Raw genomic sequence first — 22833 nt, 5'->3', positions numbered from 1 at the left:
AACACTATGACTGATTCAAAGACTATTTCAAAAGGTATCGTAAGAGCTGTACTGATCCTTGTAGTTATTTTCCTAGGAGCATTGTTAGCCCAAAAGATTAGCTCACTATTTATTTACACTGCCTTAGCATTCGTCTTAGCCTTAATTGGCAAGCCACTTGTCGAGTTCTTAAAGAGGAAACTTCACTTTAGACGCACAGCAGCAGTAAGTATAACAATGGTTGTTTTTATTGCCTTTTTTATTGGATTTGTCTTTATGTTCATTCCACTTTTTACCACACAGGCAAAAAACTTATCCGTATTAAACACTTCCCATTTACAAGAAGATATACAAGGATTACTACAAAAATTAGATCTATACCTTTCTAGCAAAGGATTTAGCCTAGAGACAATAATAGAAAGTGCAAATATCAACTCTCTCTTAAACTTTGAATTTGTACCTAACTTACTCAACCGCATCTTAGGTATATTAAGTGAATTTGGAATGGGATTATTTGCTATTCTATTTATCACCTTTTTCTTTTTAAAAGATCAATCGATTTTAGAATATCAATTCAAGAAAATATTCCCACCTCGTCACGAAAATAAAGTATTAACCTCTATTGATAAGATCAACAACTTATTGTCGAGATACTTTGTAGGACTAGTGATACAGAGTTTCATCATTTTTACTTTAGCCTTTATACTTTTGGCCTCAGTAGGTGTAAACGGAGCATTGATGATTGCCTTTTTATGTGCGATACTAAACATCATTCCCTATATCGGACCACTAATTGGAAATATACTAGCTGTTTTATTTACGATGTTGAGCTTTTTAGGAGACAACTTTACAGAAGTTACCCTACCCAATGCAATTATTGTATTTATTGGTTTCTTAGGCATACAATTATTTGACAATATAGTCAATCAACCTTTAATTTTCTCAAACAGTGTGAAGTCGCACCCTCTTGAGATATTTATTGTAATCCTTGCTTCTGGTATGTTCTCTGGTATTTTCGGTATGATTGCTGCAATACCTATGTATACCTGTCTTAAGGTAATCGGTAAAGAATTTTTACCCAATGTTCGTTTTGTTCAAATGTTAACCAAGAAACTCTAATTGGAAAATCCATTATTAGCCGATGATGTGCAGTCTTATATCAACCAGCACATCAATACCGATCCAAAAGAATTAGCTTTCAAGAAATCTCCTTTTACAGCGGTTTCAATGATTGATCTAATCACACAAATACAAGCTAAACAAAAAGCCAAAAGCAAACTACCTACTTGGTACAACACCCCAAATATACTCTATCCCGCAAAACTGTCCATCGAGCAAACTTCTTCCGAAGCCTGTGCTGCTTATAAAGCTAGTTTGATTCAAGCAGACTCATTAATAGACTTAACTGGAGGATTTGGAATAGACTGCTATTATTTTGCCAAAAAAACCAAGCAAGTAGTACACGGAGAGATGCAAGAGTACCTTAGTGAGATTGTGCACCACAACTACAAGGCTCTCGGTGTTGATAATATTACGACAAACTGTGGGGATAGTTTAACATATCTCCAACAGAGCAATAAACGTTGGGATTGGATCTATGTTGACCCCGCAAGAAGAAATCAATCCAAGGAAAAAGTTTTCTTCTTAAAAGACTGTGTGCCTAATTTGCCAGAAAATATAGACACACTATTTAATCACACAAACAACGTATTAATCAAGACATCTCCTCTACTAGACATACAGGTAGGCATTAGCGAATTAAAAGATGTAAAAGCCATTCATATTGTAGCGCTCAATAACGAGGTAAAAGAATTGTTATGGATACTCGAAAAAGGCAATCAGACACCTATTCAACTTATCGCTGTAAACCTAACAGGAGACTCTACAAGTACCTTTACAGCTTCTTTAAACAAGGATTGTGTGAGCAATCTATCCGACCCTCTAAAGTATTTATATGAGCCCAATAGTGCAGTACTTAAAACGGGGAAGTTTGACTGTGTAGCACAACACTACAATATAAACAAATTACAAGCTCACTCCCATTTGTACACTAGTGCAGATTTAGTGCAAAACTTTGCAGGTCGCTCTTTTGAGATTATAGCTACTCACCCATATAATAAGGCTAGTGCTAAAAGCATTTTGACCAATATAAAAGCAAATATCACTACGCGTAACTTCCCTTTAAAAGTAGAGGAGCTACGAAAGAAATGGAAAATAAAAGACGGTGGTCAAGACTATATTTTCTTTACTACATTAGCCAACAATGATAAAGTATTTATCTGTTGCATAAAAATAGAAACTCCCATAAGCTAGTTAACACTAGTCTAGGGAAGTTTCTATCTAATATAAATCAATTTACTTCGTTGGTTTAAAAACCGCTATTACTGCCCCATCAAATTTAAGCAGTAATTCCCCTTTGTCAAAAGCATAGGAAGTTGCTGTAGCTAAAGCTCTTAGAAAATCACCCGAACCAACACCCTCACAATACATCTCAGTAGACATATAGTAGTCTCCAAAATCTACCTGACTACCTGAGACCTCAAGTACATTACCATTAAAACTATTACAACCATCAAACCCCTTAACATTGTTTTTTTCCTTGTTAAACGCTACGGTTGGCAAACCACCCTTATAAGCCTCCTTTAAATCGACTTCTTGTCCTTTATCATCATACAACTTTACAAGTTCCCATGATCGATACAAATCACTCTCTACCATTGTTTGTTCCTGATCTATTTGTATTGTCTTTTGCTTACTGCTACACCCCACTGTAGAAAACAAGGTAAAAGCAAACAAAAGAGTTAGTATTTTCACTTTCATATTTACTATAATTTTGCACCCAATAAACGAGCATATTTTTTCTAAATATACAAAAAGTAAACTTTTAAATCAATACTGTTTTTCTTAATTATATTTCGCTTTAAAAAGCGATAAAACAGTAAACATTTGACTTAAAGCATATATTTTCGTAAATTTGAAACAAATACATTATTTTAATAACCAGCTTACACCCTTATCACCACACACTTTCCTTATCGGTTTTAAGGTCTAAAATGTATTGCGTAAGCGAAAAAACAACTATATGCTAAGCATTAAAAAAATTGACCAACAAAGTAACACTAACCCTAATGAAATCAACCAGTACGCAGATTTTCTAAATCAGCATCTCGAACAGTACGGCGACAAAAAAGAAGACATCGTCAAAGCTATTGAATACGCACTAGCCCACAACAATAAACCTGGCGGTTTTTTATTAGTTGCAACCAAACAAGACAACACCATCGTAGGAATAACTGTTGTTTTAGATACACTAATGCAAGGTTTTATTCCCGAACACATCCTTGTTTATATTGCCACAGATAGCAAAGAAAGAGGTAAAGGAATTGGTGCACAATTAATCAAGCGCGTCAAACAAGAAGCCAAAGGCTCTATTGCCCTACACGTTGATAGAGACAACCCCGCTCAAAACTTATACGAAAGAGAAGGATTCGAAAAGAAATATATTGAAATGCGTTTAACTAAGTAATTGAATTATGGCTTTTATAACTTTAGACAAAAACAAGTTAAAGCATAATTTCACTGCACTCACTGAATTATTTGATCAAAATAATATTCAATGGGCTGTTGTAGCTAAATTACTTTGTGGAAACGAAATCTTTTTAAATGAAGTTCTTGACTTAAAACCCAAACAGATTTGTGATTCAAGAGTCTCAAATCTCACGGCTATCAAAAATATAGACCCTGATGTAGAAACAATATACATCAAACCAGCTCCCAATACTAGTATCGAAGAAATTGTCAAATACGCTGACATTAGCTTTAATACCGAACTAGAAACCATCAAACTACTCTCAGCAGAAGCAAAAAGACAGAATACCATACATAAAGTGATTATTATGGTAGAGCTTGGCGAACTAAGAGAGGGGGTCTTAAGAGATGATTTAGTTGACTTTTACCAACAGGTCTTCGAGCTACCCAATGTTCAAATAGTTGGCCTAGGAGCCAATCTAACTTGTATGTACGGCATATTGCCTAATGCAGATAAACTCATTCAATTAGCCTTATACAAGGAAGTACTTGAATTGAGATTCGACAAGCACATTCCTTTTATCTCTGGAGGAGCATCTGTAACAATCCCCCTTATTCAAAACCAAACCTTACCCGAGGCCATTAATCACTTCCGCATCGGAGAGACTTTGTTTATGGGAACTAATGCGTATGATGCAAGCCGATATGAACACTTAAAACAAAACGTCTTTAAACTTCATACGGAAATCATCGAATTACACGAAAAACCAATGATGCCAGATGGCGAAGTAGGTTTAAATATGACAGGGGAAAAAGTAACCTTTGATCCAGCTTGGGAGAATACCACTAATTACAGAGCGATTATTGACTTAGGCTTATTAGATATCGATACTGAACACTTCTCCCCTCTATGGGAAGATGCCAGCATCGTAGGAGCTAGTTCTGACATGATCGTTATTGATCTTGGAGACAACCCTAGAGGACTCAAAGTAGGTGACACTATTCCTTTCCACATGAATTATATGGGAATACTTCGAATTATGAACTCCGACTATGTAGATAAACGAGTAATCTAATCACTAAATAAAAAGGCTGCAATATATTAAGTGCAGCCTTTTTCAATACTCAGGTATTTATTTTATTATTGTTCATTACTAAAATTAACCATCCACTGAATCCCAAACTTATCCACTAACATTCCGTAGTAGTCTCCCCAAAACATATCTGCTAAAGGCATTACTATTGTAGCTCCATCTGACAACCCCTGGAATATATCATTTGCCTCTTGTTTACTCTGAACAATCACAGAGACAGAGAAATTATTACCTTGAATAAATTTCACCGGATTAGCACACGAATTATCACTTCCCATTAAGACCGATTGACCAATCGGTAACGATACATGCATAATTTTATCTTTATCTCCCTCTTCTACAAAAAACTCTTCACTCGGCGGTATATCACTAAAGCGTGCTATGTAGGTAAACTCTCCGCCAAAGACAGATCTATAAAAAGTAAAAGCCTGCTCACAAGTTCCTTCAAAAGTCAAATACGTGTTTGTTGTTGCCATAAGTACATATTTTTTATGTTTTACATAATCTAATTTAATACTTAAACGCTATAAATCAACACTATATTGTGCTAAAAATCCTAGCAAGTTAAAAAAGCATTACTGTAAAAACAAAAAAGGACAACCCTTAAGCTGTCCTTTTTACGCAATTTATCTATACTCCCGTTAAGATACGTCTACTGTTGTAGCTTCAGCAATTTTCTTATACGTTCCATTTTCTAATTTCTCACGGATCGCTTCATAAGCCGATAATGTCTCATCAATATCTTGTTTTGTATGAGTAGCGGTAGGAATCATTCTAAGTAGAATAATACCTTTTGGAATTACTGGATAAACTACAATTGACAAGAAAATATTATAATTTTCTCTCAAGTCATTTACCATTGCCATTGCTTCTGGAATACTTCCCTCAAGATATACTGGTGTAACACATGTATTAGTATCACCAATATTAAATCCTCTGTCTTTTAATCCATTTTGAAGCAAGTTCACATTCTCCCATAACTTACCTTTAAGCTCTGGTTGAGTTCTTAAAAGCTCTAAACGCTTCAATGCTCCTTTTGTAAAGATCATTGGTAGCGATTTAGCAAACATTTGTGAACGCAAGTTATATTTTAAATAATCTATAATATCCTTATCTGCAGCAACGAATGCACCGATAGAAGCCATTGACTTAGCAAAGGTAGAGAAATATACATCAATACCATCTTGGCATCCTTGCTCTTCTCCTGCTCCTGCTCCTGTCTGTCCTAAAGTACCAAATCCGTGTGCATCATCAACCAATAATCTGAAGTTAAACTGCTCTTTTAAAGCAACAATCTCTTTCAACTTACCTTGTTGACCACGCATACCGAATACTCCTTCAGTAATTACTAAAATACCTCCGCCTGTTGTTTCAGCCATTTTAGTTGCGCGTTCTAAATTCTTCACTAAACTGTCAATATCATTGTGTTGGTACGTAAAACGTTTTCCCATGTGAAGACGTACACCGTCAATAATACACGCGTGCGAATCTACATCATATACAATTACATCATTTTTAGTTACTAATGCATCAATAATAGACACCATTCCTTGGTAACCAAAATTCAATAAATAAGCTGACTCTTTATGTACAAATGACGCTAACTCTTCTTGTAATTGTTCATGCACTGAAGTATGCCCTGACATCATACGAGCTCCCATTGGGTATGCTGCTCCGTACTCTGCAGCTGATTCAGCATCAACTTTTCTTACCTCTGGATGATTAGACAACCCTAAATAGTCATTAATACTCCAGTTAATCACTTCTTTTCCATGAAACATCATACGATTTGACAAAGGTCCTTCTAACTTAGGAAAAACATAATATCCCTCCGCTTGTGAAGCCCATTTTCCTAAAGGTCCCTTATTTTTCTGTATTCTGTCAAATAAATCGTTTACCATAATATAACAATGTTTAAAAAAACAAATGCAAAATTAATTATATTTTATATGCTTTCATAATAATTCACCTATTAATTGAGTCCATAACCTATCTAAATAATGATAAAAAAATTATCACAAGGTATAAAAACACAATTTTCAATTATATACAATAAGCATGCCTGTTAATTTGTTTTTGGACAACAAATCTAACAAAAAAATAAAACCTTTCAAATTGAAAGGCCTTATTTTATATATTAATACAAACTTGGATACTTCGTAGGATTCTGTTCATGCATCATTGCATAAACTCTCTCGAATACATCTTCTATTTGCGGTTTACTAAAGTAGTCTCCGTCAGTACCATACGCTGGGCGGTGTGCTCTCGAAGTCAACGTTTGTGGTTCGCTATCTAAATGGCGATAACCACCCTGCTCTTCTAATACTTTTTGAAGAATATAAGCAGATGCCCCTCCTGGCACATCTTCATCTACCACCAATAAGCGATTTGTTTTCTCCAAACTCTTCACAATATCGTGGTTGATATCAAATGGCAATAATGATTGCGCATCAATAATTTCTACATCAATACCTACTTCTAATAGTTCCTTAGCTGCTTGCTCCACGATGCGAAGTGTCGATCCATAAGAAACGATAGTTACATCACTTCCTTCTTTCATGGTATCTACAACTCCAATTGGTGTACGCATATCCACTAAGTTATTCGGCATTTTCTCTTTCAAACGGTACCCGTTCAAACACTCAATTAACAAAGCTGGCTCATCTGTTTCCAACAGTGTATTGTAGAATCCTGCCGCTTTAGTCATATTTCTAGGAACTAACACATGCATTCCTCTAATTGCGTTGATGATCATTCCCATAGGTGATCCCGAATGCCAAATCCCTTCTAGACGATGACCACGCGTACGCACGATCAATGGCGCTTTTTGTCTTCCTACCGTACGGTATTGCAAAGTAGCCAAATCATCACTCATGATTTGAATTGCATACAACAAATAGTCTAAATATTGAATCTCTGCAATTGGTCTTAGTCCGCGCATAGCCATACCTATACCCTGTCCTAATATCGTCGCCTCTCTAATCCCTGTATCAGTTACACGGTTTACTCCATGTTTTTCTTGTAAGCCTTCCAATCCTTGGTTCACGTCTCCAATATTACCTGAATCTTCCCCAAAAATCATTACGTTTTCGTGCTTTGACAATATATTATCAAAGTTATCTCTCACGATAATACGTGCATCTACTTCCTCACTCGTCTCATCATATACTGGCTTAACCTCTGCGATTGCCTCTGCTTTATAAGCTGACTCTGACATCAAATGAGAGCTGTACTTCGGCTGTACTTTTGCATAATACTTCTCGATAAAAGCAATTAAAGCTGATTTCACAGGTTCACTAATTACCATGCGCAATGCCTTTCTAGCAACCGTTATTACGTCCTTGCGAATAGGTTCTTTAATTGCTGCTATATCAACTGCTAATTTCTCTAAGAAAACTTTATTTGCACTAGCTGAAGCAACTGTATTTAACACATCGACTAACTCATTGCGTTCAGCTACAATTGGATCAAGATACGCTTTCCACGCAGCTTTTTTCCCATCTAATACTTGTTTCTTAAGCTCCTTGTCTAGTTGAGTTAATTCCTCTTCTGTAGCGATATTAGACTCTATCATCCAATTTCTCATTTGTAGCACACAGTCTTTCTCTGCTTCCCATGCTAAACGCTCTTTGCTCTTATATCTTTCGTGAGACCCTGAGGTTGAATGCCCTTGAGGCTGTGTTAATTCCTGCACGTGAATAAGCACTGGCACGTGTTCTTCTCTAGCGATTTTAGATGCCTTGTTATAGGCCTCTATTAACCCTGGGTAATCCCATCCATTAACACGGATAATCTCATACCCATTACCGTTTTCATCTCTTTGGAATCCCTTAAGTATTTCCGAAATATTCTCTTTTGTTGTCTGGTACTTCGCGTGCACAGAGATTCCGTATTGATCATCCCATACACTCATTACCATAGGAACTTGCAATACCCCTGCTGCATTGATTGTCTCAAAGAATAATCCTTCTGAGCTCGATGCGTTTCCAATAGTTCCCCACGCTACTTCATTTCCTTCTACTGAAAAGTTTTGTTGTTTATCTGCTCCAGGAAATTCTCTATAGTATTTTGAAGCTTGCGCTAATCCTAATAGTCTAGGCATTTGTCCTGCTGTTGGAGAAATATCAGCACTTGAGTTCTTTTGTGCTGTCAACTTTTTCCAATTACCATCCTTATCGATACTGTGCGTAGCAAAGTGACCTCCCATTTGGCGACCTCCTGACATTGGATCATGATCAATATCTGCATGTCCAAATAAGCCAGCAAAGAATTGCTCTACGGTCAATTGACCAATGGCCATCATAAAGGTTTGATCTCTATAATATCCTGATCTAAAATCACCATTTTGGAATGCCTTAGCAAGTGCTAATTGAGGTACTTCTTTACCATCTCCAAATATTCCAAACTTAGCCTTACCAGTTAGTACTTCTCGCCTACCTAATAGACTACATTCTCTACTAATCTTTGCTATCGTATAATCTTGTAATACTTCTTTCTTGAAATCTTCAAAAGAAAGAGCTTCATTTTTTTTAGTCTGACTCATTGTAAAAACACTAATTTACTGGTTACGAAGATAAAATATTATAGATAAAAAAGCTAATTTCACCACATCGTTTATCCAAAAATAATACCTAACACAATTGATAAATCAATAAAAAATAATACAAAAAATTACCAATGCAATAATTTCATCTTAATATTAAGCTTCTTATTAAATATTTAACAATTGACTTCTTCGCAAAATATAAGCGAAATACGCTCGAATTCACTAATCGATATTTACAGTGATAAACAACCTAATACAAAGGATATAAACAAAAAAAAGATTGTCAAAAGTTTTACTTTTCACAATCTCATTGGTTTTTTACGCTATGTATAGTTCTCCGTAATAACACAACTAATTACGTGCATAACGCAAATTTCATACAACTTCAAGCAAGATACAAAAAATATTCGGATACAAGGCTCTTATTCCTTTCTTTTATTCGTTCACCTTCAAACAAAAAAAAGAGCTAGAAACAATTGCTTCTAGCTCATATAAAAAGTAATCCTATCCTTACTCTATAATCGTCAAAACTTCTTCAGTCTCTAATCTCACCTTTTTCATCGGAGCCAACCAATCATTCTCATGGTCTCGATGTCCTAAGGCTAAAAGCGTGACGCTCTTAAGACCTCTAGCTGACAGTCCCAATACCTCGTCCAATTGATTATTGTGAAAACCTTCCATAGGTGAAGAATCTATTTTTAATTCTGCTGCTGCCGCAATAGCCAATCCTAATGCAATATATGCCTGTCTTGCTGCATGTTCAAATTGTTTCTCGGCAGTCATAGCGCCAAAATGTGCTTTTAAACTATCGCGATAATCGCTCATCTCTCCAGTTGCCAATTCGCGTATTTGTTCCATATTACTAAAAACCCTATCAATGCGCTCTTCTGTATAGGTATCCCAAGCCGCAAATACCAGTAAATGCGAACACTCCTTTACTTGAGGTTGATTCATAGCAATAGGCACCAACTCTTCTTTTAATGTTTGGTTCTTAATCAGAATCATCTCTACAGGCTGAAGTCCACTTGAGGTAGGTGCTAATCGAGCCGCTTCGACAATCTGCATGACCTTATCATCAGCTAATTTTACCTGACTATTATATCGCTTTGTAGCATAGCGCCACTTTAAATTATCTAATAACTGCATTTGCATCTGTTTTTATCTTACTTTGAAAGGAAAGATAAAACATTTTTTTCAATTCGCTCATTTATATTTGACACATCTGCTTTAACAAATGGCTCTCCGATAATTTGTTGATACAACTCGATATAACGCTCCGAGACAGAATTGATATATTCATCTGTCATCTCTGGCACTTGCTGCCCTTCTTTTCCTTGAAATCCTTTGCTAATCAACCATTGTCTAACAAATTCTTTAGACAATTGCTTTTGAGCTTCTCCTTTTGCTTGACGCTCCTGATATCCTTCTGCGTAAAAATAACGCGAAGAATCTGGCGTATGTATCTCATCAATCAATACAATCTGACCATCTTTAGTCTTTCCAAACTCGTATTTTGTATCTACCAATATAAGTCCACGCTTAGCTGCTATTTCTGTTCCTCTAGCATAAAGTGCTCGTGTGTATTTTTCTAACACCAAGTAATCCTCTTCTGATACAATCCCTCTAGACAAAATATCTTCTCTAGAAATATCTACATCATGTAAGCCTATTTCCTCCTTAGTTGAAGGTGTAATAATCGGCTCTGGCAGCTTATCATTTTCTTTTAAACCTTCTGCTAAAGTCACCCCACACAGTACACGCTTACCTGCTTGATACTCTCTAGCAGCATGACCCGCCAAGTATCCACGGATAACCATCTCCACTTTGAACGGCTCACATACATGTCCTACAGCTACATTAGGGTCTGGAGTCGCTACGAGCCAATTCGGCACGATATCAGCTGTCATCTCCATAAACTTTGTTGCAATTTGATTTAAGATTTGCCCTTTATAAGGAATTCCTTTAGGCATAATAACGTCAAAAGCAGAAAGTCTATCTGTAGCAATCATGACTAATAAGTCGTCATTAATTGTATACACTTCTCTTACTTTTCCGTGATAAACAGACTTTTGATTTGGAAACGAAAAGTTTGTTTTAGTGATTGTGTTATTCATATATTTAAGTTGTGTAGTTCTTTTATTTTGTTCTCACCAGTTTCTCTGGCGGTATATCAAACCTACCTAAGACAGGCCTGTATTGACTAAAGCTTTCACAAATGGGATTGTCTAGTGATTATTCATTTCTAAACGCAATGTGTACACTTTGCTCAATCCTCTTGGATAGGTCACTTCCTGGTTCCAATTTTGGAAATCCTTCAGCAAAAGTAAAACTTTATTCTTTTTATTTAATATTAAATTCGCTTTCTATAAAGATTACTTTTCCCAAACTAACCACAGGACTTATAATCACTTATTTAAACAATTAAAAAGCTCACCCTTTCCCTACTATTTCTCTTCTATCTTCTTCTCATTGCGATCGGTAAAAAGTAAACTGAATATACATCACCAACAATCTAAAAATAATCGTCGCTATCAGAAAAGACAGAGTCAAGTAGAGCACCACACAAAAACCGTAATCTCTAAACCAAATAAGGAGAAACAAATGAAAGACTTGAGCTATAGCAAACTGAAATCGAACAACAAATAGCCTTAGGAGAATACCTACAAACAAAATAGATAATTCTAGTTGAAATAACACACTAAGGAATACGTGAATATCAGAGATTTCCATTGGTAATACCTCTACATCAATCAAGCCAATTCTCCAATATATACTTATAAATAGACTCCCTATAATAGCTAAAACCACTACAATAAACTTCGACAACTTGTTCATACACAAAGACATTCAATCTTTTTGAGTTATAAATTAACAAAAAATGCAGATAACTACAAATCATATCTATGTACAAACTAACATATTATATCTAATCCAGGTGGACACTTCTGTCCATATTTCTTAGCGCGACTACTTGCTATCAATATTTACAGAGAAATAAACACTATCCCATTAATACTTCGTATATTTGCCTCTTTGTAAGGATACAAAGAACGAGAACACTACGGTGTGAAATGTGGGGAATCGTGTGCAATTCACGAACTGTCGCGCAACTGTAAGTCAGTCTATCAAAAATAGCATGACAAGTCAGATTACCACCCTTGCTCTCCCTACAAAAAAATGGCAAGTGCTTTCGCGATTTGAAGCTAAGTCAGCAGAACCGCTATTTCCCTTATGACACTAGGAAATAGGCTTTACTGAATTAACCCAAACCATAAGCTATACCATCATAGAAAAAGGTAAAAACTTAACAACGTAATAAAATATTCATTACAACAATATGGAAGGTCAATTAACAAACAGAGAACTACGCATTCAAAAGAAGATTAAAGACTCGGAAACTCACGTATTCAGAACAGTATTCCCTGGACAAACCAATCACCACAACACGATGTTTGGAGGAGCAGTCCTTTACATCATGGATGAGATCGCATTTATGACAGCTACACGCTTTTGTCGCAAGCCTATCGTAACTGTATCTAGTGATAAAGTTGACTTTAATCACCCTATCCCTGCAGGTACTTTAGTTGAATTAATCGGTACTGTTACACGTGTTGGACGTACCAGTCTTGACGTACGCGTAGATGTATTCGTAGAAAGTATGTACAGAGATGGACGCGAAAAAGCAATCAGTGGTTCGTTTACTTTAGTAGCCATTAACGAGAGCAAACGACCTGTTCCTGTATTAGACGAAATAGAAGAATAATTTATTCTTTATCGATACCTAAAAAGCCCATCTGAGTATTCATTCTGATGGGCTTTTTTTGTCTATATCCCTATAGATATTGATGATAATAGATTTAATGAAGCTTTTTATAGATTAACCAACTTACTATTTTGGAATTTAAATTTCAAAATGACTTTTTAAGGTTCGACTACATAAGCTCCATAGTTTATTAGTAATCTCTTGTGTACTCATTATTCTATGTATAAAAAAAATCGTGAGAGGTACTACTTTCTTACGATTATAAAACTCTTAATTCAGTTTATTAATTACGTATTCTATAAACCAGTTATATATTAACTCTTCAAAACTCAAATCATTCTCTCCGTCCTTCACAACTTGACAAGAACTACAATAGTTCTCCTAGTTTGTTACGAAAATAAGCCTTTTAATGAACCAAGACTCGAACAAGCGTAAAACCGAACCCGAATATCAGTCTAATGGGTATTGAGGCTTTCAGTAGTCCTAAAAAGATCTTCTAAGCGATCATATCTACCCTATCTTTCCGCGAAGGGGGTGTTGCTTGCTCCAGCCAGCCAGTGAACGAGTCGGAACATAATATACTAACAAATCCGCTGTGGCACGAGAAGAAGTCATAAAGATGCGGGTGTCAGCCACAGATACAGAGTCTACGAAGTACCACAGGTGATCGACGCCTTTGGCTAGGCTTCGCGATTCCTCCCGATACACTAATAAATCTGCCAAACTACGAGCGTTTACTTCAAAAACTTGTATATCTGATGTACTACGAGTTGGATTTACCTTGACTAATGCCATACTATTGCTTTTTTACTTGTTATTTCTCTTTATCTTTATGGTATCAACCAGCAAAACTAAACTACAATGCTCACTCCTTTACTTTTACATATCCAAAAGATTGCACACCTAGACCTAAAAAACACTTGGGAAGAGATTGCTGTTTTCTTTGATTTGATAAATATAAAGAAAAAACAGATTATACTCCATCAAGATGATAAATGTAACGATTTATATTTTGTAATAAAAGGGTGTATGCGCAGCTACTACATCAAAAACAACGGTAGTGAGCAAACTATTGACTTTGCTATTGAGAATTGGTGGTTAACTGATTATACGGCATTTGAACAAAGGACAAACTCAGCATACTCTTTTCAAGCGGTCGAGCATACGACCATTGCTAAAATTACTCGTGACAACTACAACTTACTACTTGATCAATACCCTGAATTAGAGAAGTATTTTCGCTGTATTTATCAACGGGTAAGTGCAGCTGCTCAAAGGCGAATCACTTATCATTACGACTTTTCTAGAGAGGAACTCTACCTGCACTTTGAGTCTAATTTCCCCTGGTTTATACAACGGATTCCTCAATACCTCATCGCTTCTTATTTGGGTTTTTCACCTGAATATTTAAGTGAAATAAAGAAGAAGAGACTTTCTTAAACTGGTTTAAGTTTTTTGCTCTTTATAAATCTAAACTTTGTAGATATAAAATAACTCTACATGAAGACAAGAAAAGATATTTACCAGATTGATCCATCCGCTTATACCGGTATGATCGCCTTAGAGAAGTATTTGCAAAACTCTCTTTTAGAACCGCTTCACATTGAGCTGATCAAAATAAGAGCTTCTCAACTCAACGGATGTGGGTATTGTCTTGATTTACACAACCAAGACGCTTTAAAACTTGGTGCTGACCCAAGAAAACTTCTAGCTATCGCAGCTTGGCGAGAAACTGAATTATTCTCAGCCGAGCAGCGCGTAATACTACAGCTGACGGAAGAAGTTACCTTTATCAGCGAAAAAGGTATAACCGACCACACTTATCTAGAGGCTCACGCCTTGTTTGATGAATTGTATGTCGCTCAGCTGGTAATGTGTGCTGTAACTATTAATGCTTGGAATAGAATCGCTATTGCTACCCATAAAAAAGCGAAATAATCCGCTCTTTTTTTACAAGAATTATCACTCCTGTATGATAACGAATTAGCCAATCAAATATCTTAATAGGTAGAAAAAACAGGAGTACTCTAAACTATACAGGCAATTTTTGAAACTCTAATTACTCAATACACTCATTGGTTATAAATTAACTATTGAGTGTATTGAGCTGTTCAAAAAAAGTCCTTACATACCAAAAGCTACATTAGCTCCACCCAGGTCAATCACTTGACCTTCTTTAGTTAGAAAGCCCAGTCCGTGTTCGTTGTCCCAAGAGCAATCAAACAAAAAACCTACGGCTAGAGTCTCTTGCATACTAGTGGGTAGAATATAGATAACCATCGGAGTAAGGAGTCTAGCGAAGTCCTGGTGTGTGTGCACATCAGGCATAAAGGCTTCCTTGTCCTCCCCTTGATAGCCATACATCGGCTGCCACTGTCTGTACTCTTGAAATAAAGTGTCTAACAGTCGTGTCAATAGCTGTGGCTGTTGTGCTTGAATAGATAATAGCACTTGCTCTGCTAAGTCTGTTAATTGTTCTACTGTGGCTTGTTCTTCCATCTCATCTAACAGTACTTGATAGCGGATAGGCTTATTGGTTTGGAAAAAAGATGACCATTTTTCCAAATGGACTGTTCCTTCAATTTCTAATTCATCACTCTCCTCTGGTTCAGGTAAAACGACTGGTTCATCCAAGTGTTGATTAAAAAATGTATAACAAAAAGGCGCTCGCGTAAATATGTAATCTGGCTGCTCTTTATAACACAGGTTCAGATAATGCAACGCCATTTCTTCATTGCCACAACTAAGACAACATTCGCCTTTGTAATAGTGGCGAATATACGTCGGATTGTCTGAGGCACTACTGTGTTTATCCATCTGGTCCAGCCAGACTTTCATATTATCATAGTCGCTCAAGCGAATGTATTCATTTACCATACGCGACATGATGATCTTTGCACTTGCTATTTGATATTTAGTCTCATCTGCCACTGCCCATTGCTCTTCCACAAAAGAGATTAGATCTGCCTGGGTAGCTGTACTGGTTTTTAAGCTGTACTTGTCCAGGTAATTATATATTTGATCAAGGGCCGTCTGTGCGTCTATTTTCATATGGTTTAATTGTTTTGTATAAGCTTAACTATACTACTTATAAGGACAAAAATACAAAATAAACTAAGGAAACATAACCTCATCACAGCACCTCCGCCAGCTCGACTGGATATTTACAAAGCCCTTCGTTGTCTTTGTTAAAAAACAAAAAGGCTGTACATACGCACAGCCCCTTTTGCCAAATTTAAAATTAACTTACTCAGCGATTGCCTTTTCAATCTCGCTTATCATCATTTTGATTGACTTCAGTCCTCCTCCTGATAGATACCATACCTCTGGATCTAAAAAGATAACTTTGCCATTCTTATAAGCGTTTGTTTGTTGGATCAACACATTAGCAAATGCTTCTTGTGTCATCACATCTTTCTTAATAGCAGCTCCTCTGTCAATCACGAAGATATAATCTGGGTTCACCTCTTTGATAAACTCGTTAGATATCGACTGACCGTGTCTAGCTACTTCAATTTTTGAATCCGTAGGTTTCACACCAAATACATCGTGTATAATTCCAAAACGAGAACCTGGCCCATAAGCACTCAAGCGTCCTTCATTAGTCAAGACGATTAATCCTTTCTTATTAGAAGCCGCTGTTTTCTTCTTAATACTTTCGATACGTGCATCAATATCTGTTAGCTCTTTTTCTACCTCAGCTTCTTTACCGTACAATTGTCCGATTGCCTGCTGATTTTCACGAAAAGAAGTCATATAGTCCTCTGCATTCACATCAAGATTAATGCTTGGCGCTATTTTATTTAACTCTTCCATAATTGCCACATTACGTGCTCCTACAACGATTAACTCAGTTGATGTAGCATTTACTTTTTCAAGATTAGGATTCTTGATGCCTCCGATATCTACCACATTCTCGTCTTTCGCATATTTGTCCAAGTAAGAAGGCAGGTTAGTCTTTGGTGCCCCTTTTACAGGAATCCCCAATTCGTCAAAGGTATCCAAGGCTCCATAAGAGATAACCACAGCATTCTTTGGCTGGGTTAATACTTCTGTCTTTCCAGAGCTATGGGTTACTTCGATTTTTGTTCTATTGGTATTATCTTCTTGTTTTTTAGTGTCTTTGCACGAAACAAAAAGTACTGCTGAAGCTGCTAAACAGCTGATAAATAATTTACTCATAACTTTACTTAACAATTCTACAATTTATTTAAAATAAATACAGACCTTATTATTGCAGTTATCCACAATCGTCATGTCAATATCAAAAACTTCCTTCATGATGTCTTCGCGAATGATCTCATCAGTTGGTCCGAAATGAATGATCTTGTGGTCTTTCACTGCTGCGATATAGTCTGCGTAAGAAGAGGCATAATTAATGTCGTGCACAACAATAATAATGGTCTTCCCGTATTCATCTGCCAAGACACGAAGAATCTTCATAATCTCAACAGAGTGTTTCATATCCAAATTATTCAATGGTTCGTCTAACAAAATATAGTCGGTGTCCTGCGCTAATACCATAGCTAAAAAAGTACGCTGCTTTTGTCCACCACTGAGCTCGTCAATGTATTGATCTTGTATATCCACAAGCCCCATAAATACCAAACTCTCCTGTATCTTCTCCTGGTCTTGATGAGTCAATCGCCCCTGAGAATGAGGAAATCGTCCAAAAGCTACCAGTTCCTTTACTGTCAAGCGAACATTCGGGTGATTAGCCTGCTTTAAGATAGACAAGCGCTTGGCAAAGTCTCTGTTCTTAAAATTGACAATCTCTTGGTTAACTAAGTTTATCTCTCCTTGGTCTCGCGAAACCAATCGACTGATAATCGATAGCAGTGTACTCTTACCTGTTCCATTACCACCGACAAGACAAGTAATCTTACCTTTGGGAAAGGTAACAGATACATTGTCTAATATATTTTTCTCTCCGTATTTTTTAGAGACGTTCTTTACCTGTATCATCCTTTGTTGCTTCTTAATAATAAATAAATGAAATAAATACCACCGACAAAATTGATAATAATGCTAATGGTGGTGGACATATTAAATAGGTGCTCCACCAGATACTGTCCTCCAATAACCGTCACTGCCGTCAATAGACAACAAGTAATAACAATATAGATATGCTTGCTCGATTTGACTAATTCATAGGCTAAATTGGCTACTAAAATCCCCAAGAAGGTAATCGGTCCAACTAAAGCAGTGGATATCGCAACCATCACAGAGATAATCATCAAATTCACGCGAATAACCTTGTGATAATCCACACCCAAACTAATCGCGTTCTCTCTCCCTAGATTCATCACGTCCAACTGACGGAAATATCGCGCGCCAAAAATCATAGCACCAATTAAAACCACAGAGGATATCGTAAGTAAGTTTACGTTAATCTTGTCAAAAGACGCAAACATAGCCGCCTGAAAAATCATAAACTCATTGGGGTCAATCAACATCACAATAAAAGACGATATACTGCGAAACAGCGTACCAATCAACATACCCACTAATAGCAAGAGATACATACTTTTACTCTCGCGTTTGAATACTAAATAGTACATCGCAAGTGAAAACAAAATCATCAGCCCAACAGATATTGCAAAATTAGACTCTGCATTAAGCACTTGAAATGTCTTGTCTCCATAGATAAAGACTAAAGTCGACTGAATCAATAAATAGAAAGAGTCAAACCCCATTATCGACGGTGTCAAAATACGATTGGCTGAAATAGTTTGAAACACTACAGAAGAATATCCAATAGCAAAGGAAATCAAGATCATTGCTATAATCTTAAAACCTCGACGTGGAAGGACATAATCTAAATTGACTCCTGTAAAAGTGAACATATAGATCCCAATACAAATTAACAAGGCCACTAGCAGGATAGTAATAATTTTATGCTTAAACATGTTTGGCTCTTTTTAAAATTAATACTAAGAAGATTATTCCACCGATAATACTAACGGTCAGTCCAATTGGTATCTCATAAGGCGCAATCAGTGTTCGGCTGATCAAATCACAAATCAGTAAAAAAATAGCCCCTATCAAGGCCGTTAGCCCGATGGTCTTCTTTAAATTATCACCAAAGATCAAGCTAACAATATTGGGAACAATTAGTCCCAAAAATGGAATCACACCAGCTGTTAGAACAACAACCGTAGAAGTAATAGCGACAAATCCCAATCCTAGATAAGTCACTCGCTTTGCGTTCAGACCAAGGCTTGTAGCTGTCTCATGCCCTAAACCTACAATCGTGAATTTATTGGCATAGAGGTAGCTCATAAACACAATGGGAATACCCAAATACAGCACCTCATAATTCCCTTTAATAATAGCCGAAAAATCACCGATCAGCCACCCTTCCATATTTTGAACTAAATTGTATTTATAAGCAAAAAATGTCGATATCGCACTAAGGATATTACCAAATACAATCCCTACTAATGGAATAAAGATAAGACTGCGCATCTTAATCTTGCTCGATATGTTTAGAAACAACATACTCGCGGCAAGTGCTATCACAAATGACAAGACCATCTTAGTGATCATGCCACTTCCGGGGAAAAGAATCATACTAAAGAGAATTCCCATCTTACAGGCGTCTAAAGTCCCCATAGTTGTGGGAGACACAAACTTGTTTAAGGAAATCTGTTGAACGATAAGTCCTGATATACTCATTCCTACACCAGCAATCAAAACAGCCACCATACGAGGTATTCGGCTCACAAAAATAACGAGTAATTCGTCCTTATCCAGCTGATGTATATCAAATATTGAGATGTCTTTGACCCCTACAAATAGGGATAAAAAAGATAGGATAAGCAGCATAAGAACGAGAAGAATTCTTATCATATAATTCCGTTGTGTTTATTTAGAACTTTTTTAAATAATGGCAAATATATAAAAGTAAATAAGCCGACAAAAACTTAAACCCTTAGGAATAACGATTTTGCAGAATTACAAATTATCAGAACGTTAAGTATACCGCATATTTGATTAACACTCGGACAATACAAATAACATCTTATTTAATTTAATTAAAAATAACAACACTTTATTTCGTTTTTTAATAAATCGAACTACCTACAAAAAAAAACAATAAAACACCCCTTATCCATTAGGCTATCCCAATAGAATAAGGGGTCTTCTCTCTTCTATTTATTCTTTATATATAGTGATTCCACACACCTCTTTTCAAATAGGTGATCACCTTATAGTTACCTAAATAATCAAAGTTCGTTATACAAATCTTTGTCTTCACTCAAAAGTAGGTCTATAAATATCTTAACCGCCCGCTTTTGATAACAATCCTTCAGGGTAATGATAACCGCCTCTCTATCCATATCGCAGTCCGCTATATCAATTGCACAAACCCCAGACTCACCGTGTACAGTAGCCAAGGTCAAGATTGTCTTAAAAGCATTGACTCGAACCAAATCAATAACCGTAGATGTGTGATTTACCTCAACAGCAATCTCAGGATGTATATTGTGCAGTTCGAATTGTCGATCTAAAAAGTTGCGCGTACTAAACCCCTTAACTGGTAAAGCCAAACGTAGCGATGCTACCTCAGCCCAGGTGATTTGCTTTCGAGAAGCTAAGGAAGAATGCTTTGAGACAATAAGGGCCATTTTTGACAACATTAAAGGCTCATAGACTAGATTGTCTTCGTGATCCCCTTCAAAGAAGGTAAGGGCAAAATCTATTTCTTGCTTGTTTAAGGCGACAATCAACTCTGTTGTAGTACCAAAGGTAACGGTCAACTTAACTTTAGGATATGCTGCCGCAAATGCCTTCATAGAGGTCAATACCAACGACTTTAGCCCCCATGTTAGTCCTATTTTGAGCTCTCCAGTATTCATCGTATTGAGATCATTGAGTAGTAAAAGCCCCTCTTGAGCAGCATCAACACTCTTTTGCGCATATTGAGCAAACTGTTCACCAGCTTCGGTAAGGCTAATGCGCTTGCCGATGCGATCAAACAAAGGCATATTGAGTTCTTGTTCCAGCTGTTTGATCTGTTGGGATAATGTACTTTGGGTAATATACAAATGCTTAGCCGCCTGTGTAAAATTAAGCAACTCCTTTGCCTTCAAGAAATATTTAAGCTGTCTGAGTTCCATAGACTAATCGGTTTTATCGATTGATATGATAGAAAAATAACGTTTTACTAATATACAACAGTAGAGTAACTTTACCAAAAAAAGAAAAATGACTACCACAACTTATCGTCAAATACATTCACAAGAAAAAGCAATACCAGGCACTTGGCGATACAAGCGCATCAAATGGGGAATCTTTTCTGTTGGTGTATCCGTATTTGCTCAACTATATAACTATCAACCTCTTCTATCCGAAATTACAGACTACTTTCACGTCACCCCTACCCAGAGTAGCTATCTCGTATCAGCCTCTACACTTGGTATGGCGATAGGATTATTGTTGTTTGCCTTTATAGCCGATCGCTTTACACGAAAAGAGATTATGGTCTTTTCACTAGTAACATCAACTATACTGACCATTGGTTCTATTTGGGTAGAACACTTCCCTGTACTGATCAATATCAATCTGATCAAGGGAATGTGTATATCAGGTGTATCGGCAGTTACCCTGGCCTATCTAGCCGAAGAGATAGACAGCAAGAACATTGGTTTAGCTATTAGTTTTTATTTGGCGGGGAACACCTTTGGAGGTATGTTTGGTCGATTAGTAGCAGCTTTTATTAGCGGCTGGTTGGGTTGGCAAATGGCAGTATTATCCATTGGTATCATTTCAGCGATTATCGCAGTTGTCTTTTATATATACTTTCCAAACTCAAAGTTCTTCGAACCACAAAAGCTCAACTTTACCGACAAGCTCGACCAGATGAAAAGCATCTTCCAAAACAAGAAGATATTGGCTATGTACGTAGTAGCAATTTGTCTGATGGGAAGCTTTGTGAGCGTGTACAACTTCTTAGGTTTCAAACTAGCAGCAGCCCCATTTAACCTACCCCATTACCTAATTGCCTTAATCTTTTTGATGTATGCCTTTGGTATATTTAGCAATATGGTCGCCGGAAGTCTATCCGACAGATTCTCTGCTAAGCGAATCCTTTTTATTGCGTTGACCTTATTACTAATTGGAATTATAGCCATGTCCACAACTAGTCTAGTCATTGTCATTACAGGATTGGTCATCTTTACGATGGCATTCTTTAGCGGACATACCATTGCTAGTAAGGTAGTCACGACCATGGCTGGTAAGGCAAAGAGTTCGGCTACAGCACTCTATTGGTTATTTTATTACTTGGGATCAAGTATTCTCGGTAGTAGCACAGGAGTATTTGTCAACAAGGCCAATTGGTCCGGATACTTTATTACACTAACACTATTGAGTATCTTAGCCATCGCAGCGACTTATATAAGTACGCGAAAAACAAACTAAAATAATGCGATCACCTGCATAAAAGTCAATACTCTCAATTGTTTAAGGACTATAGATAATTAAAAAATGGAGCATAATAGCCCCATTTTTTCCAACACAACCTAAAAACTCAACGATATAATTATAAACTCACTAACTCTACAGCTAGTAAGTTTGGATCATTTAAAACCTCAACTCTTGCTTCTCTCTTACCTAATTCTGTTATTTTATATTGATGTACTTTCCCTTGTTCTGAAGTCATTGTCAATCGACTTCCTTCTAGTGTGTAAGTACCTTGTGAAGATGTCATACTATATTTATCATGGGCAGCATACTGACCATCTTTTAAAACGATTTCTATGATTGACTTTTGATAAGCTGTTTTTGCATTTCTATCGCAGTCTGGGGTAAAGTCAAAATGGGCAGCAATCCACTTCTGCTCGATATAATTATTCTTGATTTCCAAATTGGAACTTATTTCAATCTTAGATTCAACAAATAAATGCAACAGCATTTAA

The 22833-nt window shown here is 36.6% G+C and carries 23 protein-coding genes and 1 riboswitch; of the genes, 8 read left to right on the top strand and 15 right to left on the bottom strand.

Annotation, left to right across the window (positions count from 1 at the left end):
* Positions 1-6 precede the first annotated feature (6 nt).
* Together GJV77_RS04565 and GJV77_RS04560 are read left to right on the top strand one after the other, a co-directional pair.
* Entirely contained in the window at positions 7-1098 is a 1092-nt protein-coding gene (locus GJV77_RS04565) for an AI-2E family transporter (protein WP_155035175.1), read from the top strand.
* Positions 1099-2292 (top strand): THUMP-like domain-containing protein, encoded by a 1194-nt coding sequence (locus tag GJV77_RS04560; RefSeq protein ID WP_155035174.1) that lies wholly within the window; start codon positions 1099-1101, stop codon positions 2290-2292.
* A 42-nt stretch (positions 2293-2334) separates the two neighbouring features.
* On the opposite strand, the gene GJV77_RS04555 is transcribed toward GJV77_RS04560, so the two are convergent.
* On the bottom strand, positions 2335-2799 hold the full coding sequence (locus tag GJV77_RS04555; RefSeq protein ID WP_155035173.1) for an META domain-containing protein: 465 nt from the start codon (positions 2797-2799) through the stop codon (positions 2335-2337).
* Positions 2800-3061: 262 nt separating this feature from the next.
* Here GJV77_RS04555 and GJV77_RS04550 point away from each other — a divergent pair, with 262 nt between their 5' ends.
* Together GJV77_RS04550 and GJV77_RS04545 are read left to right on the top strand one after the other, a co-directional pair.
* Entirely contained in the window at positions 3062-3505 is a 444-nt protein-coding gene (locus GJV77_RS04550) for a GNAT family N-acetyltransferase (RefSeq protein ID WP_155035172.1), read from the top strand.
* A 7-nt stretch (positions 3506-3512) separates the two neighbouring features.
* Positions 3513-4583, top strand: coding sequence for an alanine racemase (locus GJV77_RS04545; protein ID WP_155035171.1), 1071 nt, complete (start codon positions 3513-3515; stop codon positions 4581-4583).
* Positions 4584-4648: 65 nt separating this feature from the next.
* On the opposite strand, the gene GJV77_RS04540 is transcribed toward GJV77_RS04545, so the two are convergent.
* The 6 genes from GJV77_RS04540 to GJV77_RS04515 form a co-directional block, all read right to left on the bottom strand.
* Positions 4649-5077, bottom strand: a complete 429-nt coding sequence (locus tag GJV77_RS04540) for a VOC family protein (RefSeq protein WP_155035170.1) — start codon at positions 5075-5077, stop codon at positions 4649-4651.
* Positions 5078-5242: 165 nt separating this feature from the next.
* On the bottom strand, positions 5243-6502 hold the full coding sequence (locus GJV77_RS04535; protein ID WP_155035169.1) for an aminotransferase class I/II-fold pyridoxal phosphate-dependent enzyme: 1260 nt from the start codon (positions 6500-6502) through the stop codon (positions 5243-5245).
* Positions 6503-6738: 236 nt separating this feature from the next.
* A complete protein-coding gene (locus tag GJV77_RS04530) occupies positions 6739-9144 on the bottom strand; it encodes an alpha-ketoacid dehydrogenase subunit alpha/beta (protein ID WP_155035168.1) in 2406 nt (801 codons plus the stop codon).
* Positions 9145-9657: 513 nt separating this feature from the next.
* Positions 9658-10293, bottom strand: a complete 636-nt coding sequence (locus tag GJV77_RS04525) for a nitroreductase family protein (protein ID WP_155035167.1) — start codon at positions 10291-10293, stop codon at positions 9658-9660.
* Positions 10294-10310: 17 nt separating this feature from the next.
* A complete protein-coding gene (locus GJV77_RS04520; protein ID WP_155035166.1) occupies positions 10311-11261 on the bottom strand; it encodes a phosphoribosylaminoimidazolesuccinocarboxamide synthase in 951 nt (316 codons plus the stop codon).
* 352 nt (positions 11262-11613) lie between these two features.
* Positions 11614-11982 carry a hypothetical protein gene (locus GJV77_RS04515; protein WP_155035165.1) on the bottom strand — a complete coding sequence of 123 codons (369 nt, stop codon included), beginning with the start codon at positions 11980-11982 and terminating at the stop codon, positions 11614-11616.
* Positions 11983-12210: 228 nt separating this feature from the next.
* A riboswitch (adenosylcobalamin-variant (AdoCbl-variant) riboswitch) is annotated at positions 12211-12310 on the top strand.
* Between the two features lie 174 nt (positions 12311-12484).
* Between GJV77_RS04515 and GJV77_RS04510 the strand changes: the two genes are divergently transcribed.
* A complete protein-coding gene (locus tag GJV77_RS04510; protein WP_155035164.1) occupies positions 12485-12910 on the top strand; it encodes an acyl-CoA thioesterase in 426 nt (141 codons plus the stop codon).
* Between the two features lie 510 nt (positions 12911-13420).
* Here the strand turns inward: GJV77_RS04510 and GJV77_RS15055 are convergent.
* Entirely contained in the window at positions 13421-13705 is a 285-nt protein-coding gene (locus tag GJV77_RS15055) for a DUF6150 family protein (protein ID WP_326378022.1), read from the bottom strand.
* A 66-nt stretch (positions 13706-13771) separates the two neighbouring features.
* Between GJV77_RS15055 and GJV77_RS04505 the strand changes: the two genes are divergently transcribed.
* The gene (locus tag GJV77_RS04505; RefSeq protein ID WP_155035163.1) at positions 13772-14350 is read left to right on the top strand and encodes a Crp/Fnr family transcriptional regulator; all 579 of its coding nucleotides are present in this window, start codon (positions 13772-13774) and stop codon (positions 14348-14350) included.
* Between the two features lie 60 nt (positions 14351-14410).
* On the top strand, positions 14411-14848 hold the full coding sequence (locus tag GJV77_RS04500) for a carboxymuconolactone decarboxylase family protein (RefSeq protein ID WP_155035162.1): 438 nt from the start codon (positions 14411-14413) through the stop codon (positions 14846-14848).
* Between the two features lie 186 nt (positions 14849-15034).
* On the opposite strand, the gene GJV77_RS04495 is transcribed toward GJV77_RS04500, so the two are convergent.
* The 6 genes from GJV77_RS04495 to GJV77_RS04470 form a co-directional block, all read right to left on the bottom strand.
* Positions 15035-15961: a DUF6985 domain-containing protein gene (locus GJV77_RS04495; RefSeq protein WP_155035161.1), complete on the bottom strand. Its 927-nt coding sequence runs from the start codon at positions 15959-15961 to the stop codon at positions 15035-15037.
* A 195-nt stretch (positions 15962-16156) separates the two neighbouring features.
* Positions 16157-17092, bottom strand: coding sequence for a siderophore ABC transporter substrate-binding protein (locus tag GJV77_RS04490; protein ID WP_155035160.1), 936 nt, complete (start codon positions 17090-17092; stop codon positions 16157-16159).
* Positions 17093-17116: 24 nt separating this feature from the next.
* Complete coding sequence (locus GJV77_RS04485; RefSeq protein WP_155035159.1) at positions 17117-17875, bottom strand: iron ABC transporter ATP-binding protein; 759 nt, start codon at positions 17873-17875, stop codon at positions 17117-17119.
* Entirely contained in the window at positions 17872-18819 is a 948-nt protein-coding gene (locus GJV77_RS04480; RefSeq protein ID WP_155035158.1) for an iron chelate uptake ABC transporter family permease subunit, read from the bottom strand. Before GJV77_RS04480 ends, GJV77_RS04485 begins: the two co-directional genes overlap by 4 nt.
* Positions 18812-19762 carry an ABC transporter permease gene (locus tag GJV77_RS04475; RefSeq protein WP_155035157.1) on the bottom strand — a complete coding sequence of 317 codons (951 nt, stop codon included), beginning with the start codon at positions 19760-19762 and terminating at the stop codon, positions 18812-18814. Before GJV77_RS04475 ends, GJV77_RS04480 begins: the two co-directional genes overlap by 8 nt.
* A gap of 377 nt (positions 19763-20139) precedes the next feature.
* Positions 20140-21033, bottom strand: a complete 894-nt coding sequence (locus tag GJV77_RS04470; protein ID WP_155035156.1) for a LysR substrate-binding domain-containing protein — start codon at positions 21031-21033, stop codon at positions 20140-20142.
* 88 nt (positions 21034-21121) lie between these two features.
* On the opposite strand from GJV77_RS04470, the gene GJV77_RS04465 reads away from it, so the two are divergent.
* Positions 21122-22336: an MFS transporter gene (locus GJV77_RS04465; RefSeq protein ID WP_155035155.1), complete on the top strand. Its 1215-nt coding sequence runs from the start codon at positions 21122-21124 to the stop codon at positions 22334-22336.
* A 121-nt stretch (positions 22337-22457) separates the two neighbouring features.
* Here GJV77_RS04465 and GJV77_RS04460 read toward each other — a convergent pair whose 3' ends face one another.
* Complete coding sequence (locus tag GJV77_RS04460; protein ID WP_155035154.1) at positions 22458-22781, bottom strand: hypothetical protein; 324 nt, start codon at positions 22779-22781, stop codon at positions 22458-22460.
* Positions 22782-22833 lie beyond the last annotated feature (52 nt).

This window comes from Myroides pelagicus (assembly GCF_009711055.1).
GTDB classification, from domain to species: Bacteria; Bacteroidota; Bacteroidia; order Flavobacteriales; family Flavobacteriaceae; genus Flavobacterium; species Flavobacterium pelagicum.
The sequence above is the reverse complement of the archived record's forward strand: the minus strand, read 5'-3'. Positions and strand labels throughout refer to the sequence as shown.

Bases quoted from the DNA above. Each gene is read 5' to 3' on its own strand.
- GJV77_RS04565 (WP_155035175.1), top strand. From the start codon at position 7: ATGACTGATTCAAAGACTATTTCAAAAGGTATCGTAAGAGCTGTACTG.
- GJV77_RS04555 (WP_155035173.1), bottom strand. From the start codon at position 2,799: ATGAAAGTGAAAATACTAACTCTTTTGTTTGCTTTTACCTTGTTTTCT.
- GJV77_RS04550 (WP_155035172.1), top strand. From the start codon at position 3,062: ATGCTAAGCATTAAAAAAATTGACCAACAAAGTAACACTAACCCTAAT.
- GJV77_RS04545 (WP_155035171.1), top strand. From the start codon at position 3,513: ATGGCTTTTATAACTTTAGACAAAAACAAGTTAAAGCATAATTTCACT.
- GJV77_RS04540 (WP_155035170.1), bottom strand. From the start codon at position 5,077: ATGGCAACAACAAACACGTATTTGACTTTTGAAGGAACTTGTGAGCAG.
- GJV77_RS04535 (WP_155035169.1), bottom strand. From the start codon at position 6,502: ATGGTAAACGATTTATTTGACAGAATACAGAAAAATAAGGGACCTTTA.
- GJV77_RS04530 (WP_155035168.1), bottom strand. From the start codon at position 9,144: ATGAGTCAGACTAAAAAAAATGAAGCTCTTTCTTTTGAAGATTTCAAG.
- GJV77_RS04525 (WP_155035167.1), bottom strand. From the start codon at position 10,293: ATGCAGTTATTAGATAATTTAAAGTGGCGCTATGCTACAAAGCGATAT.
- GJV77_RS04520 (WP_155035166.1), bottom strand. From the start codon at position 11,261: ATGAATAACACAATCACTAAAACAAACTTTTCGTTTCCAAATCAAAAG.
- GJV77_RS04515 (WP_155035165.1), bottom strand. From the start codon at position 11,982: ATGAACAAGTTGTCGAAGTTTATTGTAGTGGTTTTAGCTATTATAGGG.
- GJV77_RS04510 (WP_155035164.1), top strand. From the start codon at position 12,485: ATGGAAGGTCAATTAACAAACAGAGAACTACGCATTCAAAAGAAGATT.
- GJV77_RS15055 (WP_326378022.1), bottom strand. From the start codon at position 13,705: ATGGCATTAGTCAAGGTAAATCCAACTCGTAGTACATCAGATATACAA.
- GJV77_RS04505 (WP_155035163.1), top strand. From the start codon at position 13,772: ATGCTCACTCCTTTACTTTTACATATCCAAAAGATTGCACACCTAGAC.
- GJV77_RS04500 (WP_155035162.1), top strand. From the start codon at position 14,411: ATGAAGACAAGAAAAGATATTTACCAGATTGATCCATCCGCTTATACC.
- GJV77_RS04495 (WP_155035161.1), bottom strand. From the start codon at position 15,961: ATGAAAATAGACGCACAGACGGCCCTTGATCAAATATATAATTACCTG.
- GJV77_RS04490 (WP_155035160.1), bottom strand. From the start codon at position 17,092: ATGAGTAAATTATTTATCAGCTGTTTAGCAGCTTCAGCAGTACTTTTT.
- GJV77_RS04485 (WP_155035159.1), bottom strand. From the start codon at position 17,875: ATGATACAGGTAAAGAACGTCTCTAAAAAATACGGAGAGAAAAATATA.
- GJV77_RS04480 (WP_155035158.1), bottom strand. From the start codon at position 18,819: ATGTTTAAGCATAAAATTATTACTATCCTGCTAGTGGCCTTGTTAATT.
- GJV77_RS04475 (WP_155035157.1), bottom strand. From the start codon at position 19,762: ATGATAAGAATTCTTCTCGTTCTTATGCTGCTTATCCTATCTTTTTTA.
- GJV77_RS04470 (WP_155035156.1), bottom strand. From the start codon at position 21,033: ATGGAACTCAGACAGCTTAAATATTTCTTGAAGGCAAAGGAGTTGCTT.
- GJV77_RS04465 (WP_155035155.1), top strand. From the start codon at position 21,122: ATGACTACCACAACTTATCGTCAAATACATTCACAAGAAAAAGCAATA.